Source organism: Bradyrhizobium sp. 62, assembly GCF_023073035.1.
In the GTDB taxonomy this organism is placed as follows: Bacteria; Pseudomonadota; Alphaproteobacteria; order Rhizobiales; family Xanthobacteraceae; genus Bradyrhizobium.
Genome location: NZ_JADPIT010000010.1, coordinates 216,777 through 223,977, shown reverse-complemented (window position 1 = coordinate 223,977; position 7,201 = coordinate 216,777). Strand labels below are relative to the sequence as shown.

Sequence of the window (7,201 nt, the reverse complement as noted above, 5' to 3'; positions counted from 1 at the left end):
TGGATCCCCGCCTTCGCGGGGATGACAGTCGCAATTGACGCACGCGCAACGACATCAACGAACTCAAGGAGGATCCCATGAACATCCGCTCCAACCCCGACAAGACCGTCCCCGCCGTCACCACCGGCCCGCTGCCCTCGTCGCGAAAAATCTTCGCCTCCCCCGACGCCGCGCCTGATATCCGCGTGCCCCTGCGCGAGATCATCCTGTCCGAAGGCGCCGGCGAGCCGAACCTGCCGGTGTACGACACCTCCGGCCCCTACACCGACCCGAGCGTGACCATCGACGTCAACACCGGTCTCGCCCGCGGCCGCAAGGCCTGGGTGCTGGAGCGCGGCGGCGTCGAGGAATATCAGGGCCGGCAGATCAAGCCGGAGGACAATGGCAGTGTCTCCACCGACAAGGCCGCGCGCGCCTTCTCGGCCTATCATCAGCCGCTGCGCGGCCTCGACGGCCACAAGATCACGCAGCTCGAATTCGCCCGCGCCGGCATCATCACCAAGGAGATGATCTACGTCGCCGCCCGCGAAAATCTCGGCCGCAAGGAGCAGCTCGAGCGCGCCGAGGCAGCGCTTGCCGACGGCGAAAGCTTTGGCGCGGAAGTCCCCGCGTTCATCACCCCGGAGTTCGTCCGCTCCGAGATCGCGCGCGGCCGCGCCATCATCCCCTGCAACATCAATCACAGCGAACTCGAGCCGATGATCATCGGCCGCAACTTCCTGACCAAGATCAACGCCAATATCGGCAACTCGGCGGTGACCTCGTCGGTCGAGGAAGAGGTGGAGAAGATGGTGTGGGCGATCCGCTGGGGCGCCGACACCGTGATGGACCTCTCCACGGGCCGCAACATTCACACCACCCGCGAGTGGATTTTGCGCAACGCGCCGGTGCCGATCGGCACCGTTCCGATCTACCAGGCGCTGGAGAAGTGCGACGGCGATCCGGTCAAGCTGACCTGGGAGCTCTACAAGGACACGCTGATCGAGCAGTGCGAGCAGGGCGTCGACTATTTCACCATCCACGCCGGCGTGCGCTTGCAATACATCCACCTCACCGCCAACCGCGTCACCGGCATCGTCAGCCGCGGCGGCTCGATCATGGCGAAGTGGTGCCTGGCGCATCACAAGGAAAGCTTCCTCTACACCCATTTCGACGAGATCTGCGACCTCATGCGCAAGTATGACGTCTCGTTCTCGCTCGGCGACGGCCTGCGCCCGGGCTCGATCGCGGATGCCAACGACCGCGCGCAGTTTGCCGAACTGGAGACGCTCGGAGAACTCACCAAGGTCGCGTGGGACAAGGGCTGCCAGGTTATGATCGAGGGCCCCGGCCACGTGCCGATGCACAAGATCAAGATCAACATGGACAAGCAGCTCAAGGAGTGCGGCGAAGCGCCGTTCTACACCCTCGGGCCCCTGACCACCGACATTGCGCCGGGCTACGACCACATCACCTCGGGCATCGGTGCGGCCATGATCGGCTGGTTCGGCTGCGCCATGCTCTGCTACGTCACGCCGAAGGAGCATCTCGGCCTGCCCGATCGTAACGACGTCAAGGTCGGCGTCATCACCTACAAGATCGCCGCGCACGCGTCCGATCTCGCCAAGGGCCACCCGGCCGCCCAGCTGCGCGACGACGCCCTCTCCCGCGCCCGTTTTGACTTCCGCTGGAGCGACCAGTTCAACCTCGGCCTCGACCCCGAGACCGCAAAGAACTTCCACGACGAGACCCTGCCGAAGGAAGCCCACAAGGTCGCGCATTTCTGCTCGATGTGCGGCCCGAAATTCTGCTCGATGAAGATCACCCAGGACGTGCGGGATTATGCAGCGACGCTGAACGACCCGAACGGCGTGGGGATGTCGATGAGCGGCACCGCCGAGGACGGCATGAAGCAGATGAGCGCGAAGTTCAAGGAGATGGGCGAGAACTTGTATCTGGATGCGGAGAAGGTGAAGGAGAGCAATCGGGTGTTGTGAGGGGCAACACCGGGGCTTCTAATCTAGGCATCAGAGGACGTGTAGAGGCCGGGCGAAAGCCTGGCCTCTCTTCGCTTGGCAGAGAATCCATCCGACGGGTGCTAAAGGGCGAAGTGTCCGGTGATTAGCGTCGGCTTCGGACTCGTCAGGTGCGTCGATCTTGGTACTCTTGTTCCGTCAGATCCTCCAACTCTAGGTCCCCGATTTGAAATGACCAATTCGTCCTCTGTCCAATCGGGTCATTTTGGCGCCCGCCGAGGAACCACCAGGATCTGAATTCCGGATTATCGTAGATCGACAGGATATCTCCGTTTTCGAACACCAGATCGAGCTTGTCCTTACTGACAATCCTCGCCTCGGCGATTTTGGTGCGTAGAATGCGATCGACATTCAGCGATTTATGGCTGCCATAGATTTCATAAAAGAAATTGACCGCGCCATCGGAAGACCTGAATGAAAAACGATCCGCTACATTGAGCAAGGCATGCTCGTTCTCAAACCAAAACATTATGTGATATTTGTCGATCGTCACTTGATAGAGCTCCCATCCCATGATGGGGCCAAAATCAAAGCGTTGGGTAAAACCAATCGCCATCTCAATTTCTTCCCGACTTACCGCGAGCAAGCGCACGACAAGAGTAGCGACATACGAAGTCTTTGTCGTCCCGCATATCGCTCCGCTCATGCAGGCTACAGCCGCCGGATGTTTGACGTGTCGAACGCCACCCTCCATCGCCTTCCCGACCAACTCCTTCCCAACCTCCGCCTCGTCTTCGTCGGCACCGCGGCCAGCACGCGCTCGGCCGAGCTTGGGCACTACTACGCCCATCCCGGCAACCGCTTCTGGCGCGCGATCCATGAGGCCGGGATCACGCCGCGGCGGTATCAGCCGAGGGAGTTCGGAAGCTTGCTTGAGCTCGGGATCGGCTTCACCGATCTCTCCAAGTCGGGCGCGGGGATGGATCACCAGATCGCGGCGGAGACGATCGACGTGCCGGGATTCAGGGCCAAGATGGAGACGTATCGGCCGCGCACGATTGCGTTCACGAGCAAGAAGGCGGCGAGCTTGTTTTATGGCAGGCCATCGAGTGGGATTGCGCTGGGGCGGCAGCAGCGGGATGAGAGTTTGCCGGAGGTATTCGTGCTGCCCTCGCCGTCCGGCGCGGCGTCCGGGCATTGGACGCTGGAGCCGTGGCGCGAGCTTGCGGCTTGGATCGCTGCAACGAAATAGGCGAGAGGGTCACGGCTTGGCCTGCTCTCGTGTCCCGGGCAAGCGCAGCGCAGACCCGGGACCCAGAAGCTCCGGCATGGATGCGGCATGGGCCCCGGCTCTGCAACGCATCACGCCGCGAAGAGCGGCGCGCTGCGCTGCGTCCGGGGCACGGCACACCTCACCCCGCATACGCCCTATCCAGATCCACAATCACGATCTTCCTCATCTGCATCATCGCCTGCATGACGCGGTTCGCCTTGCTGCGGTCGGGATCGCCGAGGTAGCGGCCGAGCGCTGATGGGATCACCTGCCAGGAGAGTCCGAACTTGTCCTTGAGCCAGCCGCAGCGGGATTCCTCGCCTCCCTCGGCTGTGAGCCTGTCCCAGAAATAGTCGACTTCCGGCTGCGTCTCCACGCTGATGAAGAACGACACCGCCTCGTTGAACCTGTATTGCGGCCCGCCGTTGAGCGCGTTGAAGCGCTGGCCTTCGAGCTCGAACACCGCCATGAAGTCGCTGACAGTCTCAACCTTGGCATTGGGAAACACCGATTTGTAGAAGGCGACGGCCTCCGGCACGTTGTTGTCGAACCAGAGAAACGGCGTGATGGAGGTCATGAACTTGTATCCTTTTGCCTCGGGCTGGACGCGCGGCGGGGCGCCCGGTGTTCCAAGGACGAGGCTGCGAGGGACGTTCCGACATGGGACGTGTAATTTTTCAACCCCGACAGCGCGGCAGCAAAAAACGAGATAATCTGTCGGAATCCGCGCCGGTCGTTCGTCCTCTGGACGCAAAGCGCTGAACCGAACACCTCGCTGGCATCGCGATCTGTGAGGGGCGCGCTGCCACAAACCTCGTCATTGCGAGGAGCTCTTGCGACGAAGCAATCCAGACTGTCTCCTCGGTTGTAGGCAATCCAGAATCCGTGCCGCGGAAATAGCTGGATTGCTTCGCTGCGCTCGCAATGACGGTTTGCTTCGCTGCGCTCGCAATGACGACGAATGGAGACCTCCCATGCCCCCCACCATCACCGCCTTCGCAAACTCGCCCGACCGCGGCCGTGGACAAGCGCGCGACATGCGGGTGCGTTGGGCGCTCGAAGAGGTGGGGCAGCCTTACGACGTGCGTCTGGTTTCGTTCGAGGACATGAAGGCGCTCGCGCATCTCGCCCTGCATCCGTTCGGGCAGATTCCGACCTATGAGGACGGCGATCTCGCCTTGTTCGAGTCCGGCGCCATCGTGCTCCGTATCGCCGAGCGTCATGCCGGGCTGCTGCCGACCGAGCCGAACGCCCGGGCCCGCGCGATCGCCTGGATGTTTGCCGCGCTCAGCACGCTGGAGCCACCGATCGTCGAGCTCGGCATGGCGATGCTGTTCGAGCGCGACAAGAGCTGGTACGCGGAGCGGCTGCCGATGCTGCAGGACCGCGTCCGTGTCAGGCTCGGCGAATTGTCCCGCCGCCTCGGCGATGCCGACTGGCTCGACGGTGCGTTCAGCGCCGGCGATCTCATGATGGTGACGGTGCTGCGCCGGTTGAACGCGTCAGGCCTGCTGGACGAATATCCAGAAATCGCCGCCTACGTCGCCCGCGGCGAAGCACGGCCCGCTTTCAGGCGCGCGTTCGACGCGCAATTGCAGATATTCACCGCCGCATCGAAGGGTTCGCAGGGCAGTTAGCGAAGCGTAACCCGCAGCGCTCTAAAGATCGAAATTGGTCGGCAGCATCACGACGTCGCGAATGGTCATGCCGCGCGGCCGCGTCAGCATGAACATCACCACGTCGGCCACGTCGGTGGCTTCCAGCAGGCTTCCGGAGTCCCTGGCTTCCTTCAGCTTCTCCGGCGGCCAGTCCGCGAGCAGCGCGCTGACGACCGGGCCGGGCGAGATCGAGCCGACGCGGATGCCGTGCTTGAAGACCTGGCGCCGCACCGTCTGGACGAAGCAGTTGATCGCCCATTTCGACGACGCATAGACCGGCTCCCACGGCGTCGGAAAATGCGCCGCCAGCGAGCTCGTGACGATGATGTCGCCAGTCCCGCGCGCGATCATATGCGGCAGCACGTCGTGCACGTTTTTCATCACGACGTTGACATTCAGGTTCAGCATCCGGTCGATCGCCATGGTGTCGGCATCGACCAGATCGCCACCGACATACGTGCCGGCATTCGCATGCAGGATGTCGAGCTGGCCGGCCTGCTCCAGAACGCGCGGCAGCAGCCTTGCGCAGTCTCTTGGGTCCAGCAGGTCGACGAGCAGCGGGATCACGGCATCGCCGTGCTTGTCGCAGAGCGCCTTCAGCGCGGCCTCGTCACGGTCGACCATCACCACGCGCGCGCCCGCGGCCAGCATCGCCTCGGTGCTGGCCAATCCGATGCCCGACGCAGCCCCGGTCACGGCCGCAACCTTGCCTTCCAATTCTCTCGCCATAGGGTCACCATCGCTAACGTCACGCGGATGCGGAGTATAACAATCCCGGGCGGCGTTGTCGGGGCAAACCCGCGACGATGCCGATCGTCCGCCGAGGGAGGCGGCGCACAAAGCGCGAGACTGTTGCAAGGGCGTCACTGCGGCGATACGACTTCAGCTTGAGGAGCCCGCCCATGCTGACCCTCTACTCCTATCCAGAGCTGTTCGGCGTCGCCGACAACAACGGCTACGGCCTCAAGGTCTATGCCTTCCTGAAGATCGCGGGCGTCCCATTCGTGCATGAGCATGTGTTCGATGCCTCCGCCGCGCCGCGCGGGCAGCTGCCCTATATCGTGGATGAGGGCGAGACGATCGGCGACAGCGAGACGATCATCGCGCACGCAAGGGCGAGATACCGCCTCACCATCGACGCAGCGCTAACTGCGGAGCAAAGGCGGACCAATCACTTCGTCACGCGCATGCTCGACGATATCTATTGGGTGATGTCGTATTCGCGCTGGAAGGACGAGCGTTATTATCCCGCGTTCCGCGACGCCTTCATCGCGCAGCACAAGCAGATCGATGCGGCGGGGTTCGAGAAGGCGAAGGCGTATAATGCGCAGCGCTACCAATTCCAGGGCATCGGTCGCTATACGCCCGAGCAGGCCTATGCGCGGGGGCTTGCCGATCTGCAGGTGCTGGCGGAGATCGTGCCGGCGGCCGGCTTCGTGCACGGCGCGGCGCCTGCTAGCATCGATGCCGGGATCTACGGCTTCATCGCCAACATTTATTACTTTCCCATCCCGACGCCGCTGAAGGCCTTCGTCGATGCGCACGCAAATCTCGTCGCGCATTGCGAGAGGGTGCATGCGATGGTGAGCGCGTAGTCCGCAGGTCTCGTAGGGTGGGCAAAGCGAAGCGTGCCCACCAACTTTGCGTATGCCGCTGACACCATGGTGGGCACGGCGCTTGCGCGCCTTGCCCACCCTGCGCGCCCTACCGCATCGTGATCGCAAGCCCGCTCAGATCCGCATTCGCCATCAGGCCGACCTGCGTGCCGGACAGCTCGAGCACGGCGCCCTTCTGGTTGGTCAGCACGATCGCACGGGCGCCGCTGCCCACTGCGATGCCGGCACCGGCGGCGCCGTAGACGCCGGCGATGTCGGAGGGCCGGTTGATGTTGGACACGCGGCCGCGCAGCACCGTCTTGGAGCCGCCGAAGACGAGGCCGTAGTCGAGACCGCCGGTCGAGAGCGAATAGGCGCGGCCGCGGAAGTTCATCACGCCCGAGCCGCCGGAGCCGCCGATGATCCAGCCCGCCTTGTAGATCGTCAGCACCACGGTGCCGCCGTCGGCCAGCGCCGAGGTCGAGAGGCCGGCCAGCGCGGCAATGCCGACCAGCGCGGCGCGGAAGGTTGATGCGAACTTCATGGGGGTCTCCGGGGGGCTATTCTTCAAGGAGGAAAACGAATCAGACGCCGCGAATGTATCCGATGGATCGGGGCGGCAACATGATGGGCTGGGCGTGAGTCGCGGTCTTTAGCAACGCGTTCAACTGTCATCGCCCGGTTTAACCGGGCGATCCAGTATTCCAGGGAGAGCGATGG

The 7,201-nt window shown here is 63.3% G+C and carries 8 protein-coding genes; 4 read left to right on the top strand and 4 right to left on the bottom strand.

Going from position 1 to position 7,201, the window contains the following annotated elements; translation table 11 throughout:
- Window positions 1-77 precede the first annotated feature (77 nt).
- Entirely contained in the window at window positions 78-1,976 is a 1,899-nt protein-coding gene (gene thiC, locus IVB47_RS05235) for a phosphomethylpyrimidine synthase ThiC (protein WP_247460249.1), read from the top strand.
- A 145-nt stretch (window positions 1,977-2,121) separates the two neighbouring features.
- Here thiC and IVB47_RS05230 read toward each other — a convergent pair whose 3' ends face one another.
- Window positions 2,122-2,571, bottom strand: coding sequence for a hypothetical protein (locus IVB47_RS05230; protein ID WP_155810113.1), 450 nt, complete (start codon window positions 2,569-2,571; stop codon window positions 2,122-2,124).
- A gap of 108 nt (window positions 2,572-2,679) precedes the next feature.
- Here IVB47_RS05230 and IVB47_RS05225 point away from each other — a divergent pair, with 108 nt between their 5' ends.
- A complete protein-coding gene (locus IVB47_RS05225; RefSeq protein ID WP_247460551.1) occupies window positions 2,680-3,207 on the top strand; it encodes a mismatch-specific DNA-glycosylase in 528 nt (175 codons plus the stop codon).
- Window positions 3,208-3,367: 160 nt separating this feature from the next.
- Here IVB47_RS05225 and IVB47_RS05220 read toward each other — a convergent pair whose 3' ends face one another.
- Window positions 3,368-3,805, bottom strand: a complete 438-nt coding sequence (locus IVB47_RS05220) for a VOC family protein (protein ID WP_247460247.1) — start codon at window positions 3,803-3,805, stop codon at window positions 3,368-3,370.
- Window positions 3,806-4,202: 397 nt separating this feature from the next.
- On the opposite strand from IVB47_RS05220, the gene IVB47_RS05215 reads away from it, so the two are divergent.
- Window positions 4,203-4,865, top strand: coding sequence for a glutathione S-transferase family protein (locus tag IVB47_RS05215; protein WP_247460246.1), 663 nt, complete (start codon window positions 4,203-4,205; stop codon window positions 4,863-4,865).
- Window positions 4,866-4,886: 21 nt separating this feature from the next.
- On the opposite strand, the gene IVB47_RS05210 is transcribed toward IVB47_RS05215, so the two are convergent.
- On the bottom strand, window positions 4,887-5,615 hold the full coding sequence (locus tag IVB47_RS05210) for an SDR family oxidoreductase (RefSeq protein ID WP_247460244.1): 729 nt from the start codon (window positions 5,613-5,615) through the stop codon (window positions 4,887-4,889).
- A gap of 173 nt (window positions 5,616-5,788) precedes the next feature.
- Here IVB47_RS05210 and IVB47_RS05205 point away from each other — a divergent pair, with 173 nt between their 5' ends.
- Window positions 5,789-6,481 (top strand): glutathione S-transferase family protein, encoded by a 693-nt coding sequence (locus IVB47_RS05205; RefSeq protein ID WP_247460242.1) that lies wholly within the window; start codon window positions 5,789-5,791, stop codon window positions 6,479-6,481.
- Between the two features lie 109 nt (window positions 6,482-6,590).
- Here IVB47_RS05205 and IVB47_RS05200 read toward each other — a convergent pair whose 3' ends face one another.
- Window positions 6,591-7,025 carry a hypothetical protein gene (locus IVB47_RS05200; protein WP_247401693.1) on the bottom strand — a complete coding sequence of 145 codons (435 nt, stop codon included), beginning with the start codon at window positions 7,023-7,025 and terminating at the stop codon, window positions 6,591-6,593.
- Between the last annotated feature and the right edge of the window lie 176 nt (window positions 7,026-7,201).

Excerpts from the sequence above, each read along its gene's own strand:
- thiC (WP_247460249.1), top strand. The coding sequence starts at position 78 with ATGAACATCCGCTCCAACCCCGACAAGACCGTCCCCGCCGTCACCACC.
- IVB47_RS05225 (WP_247460551.1), top strand. The coding sequence starts at position 2,680 with ATGTTTGACGTGTCGAACGCCACCCTCCATCGCCTTCCCGACCAACTC.
- IVB47_RS05205 (WP_247460242.1), top strand. The coding sequence starts at position 5,789 with ATGCTGACCCTCTACTCCTATCCAGAGCTGTTCGGCGTCGCCGACAAC.
- IVB47_RS05215 (WP_247460246.1), top strand. The coding sequence starts at position 4,203 with ATGCCCCCCACCATCACCGCCTTCGCAAACTCGCCCGACCGCGGCCGT.
- IVB47_RS05210 (WP_247460244.1), bottom strand. The coding sequence starts at position 5,615 with ATGGCGAGAGAATTGGAAGGCAAGGTTGCGGCCGTGACCGGGGCTGCG.
- IVB47_RS05200 (WP_247401693.1), bottom strand. The coding sequence starts at position 7,025 with ATGAAGTTCGCATCAACCTTCCGCGCCGCGCTGGTCGGCATTGCCGCG.
- IVB47_RS05220 (WP_247460247.1), bottom strand. The coding sequence starts at position 3,805 with ATGACCTCCATCACGCCGTTTCTCTGGTTCGACAACAACGTGCCGGAG.
- IVB47_RS05230 (WP_155810113.1), bottom strand. The coding sequence starts at position 2,571 with ATGGCGATTGGTTTTACCCAACGCTTTGATTTTGGCCCCATCATGGGA.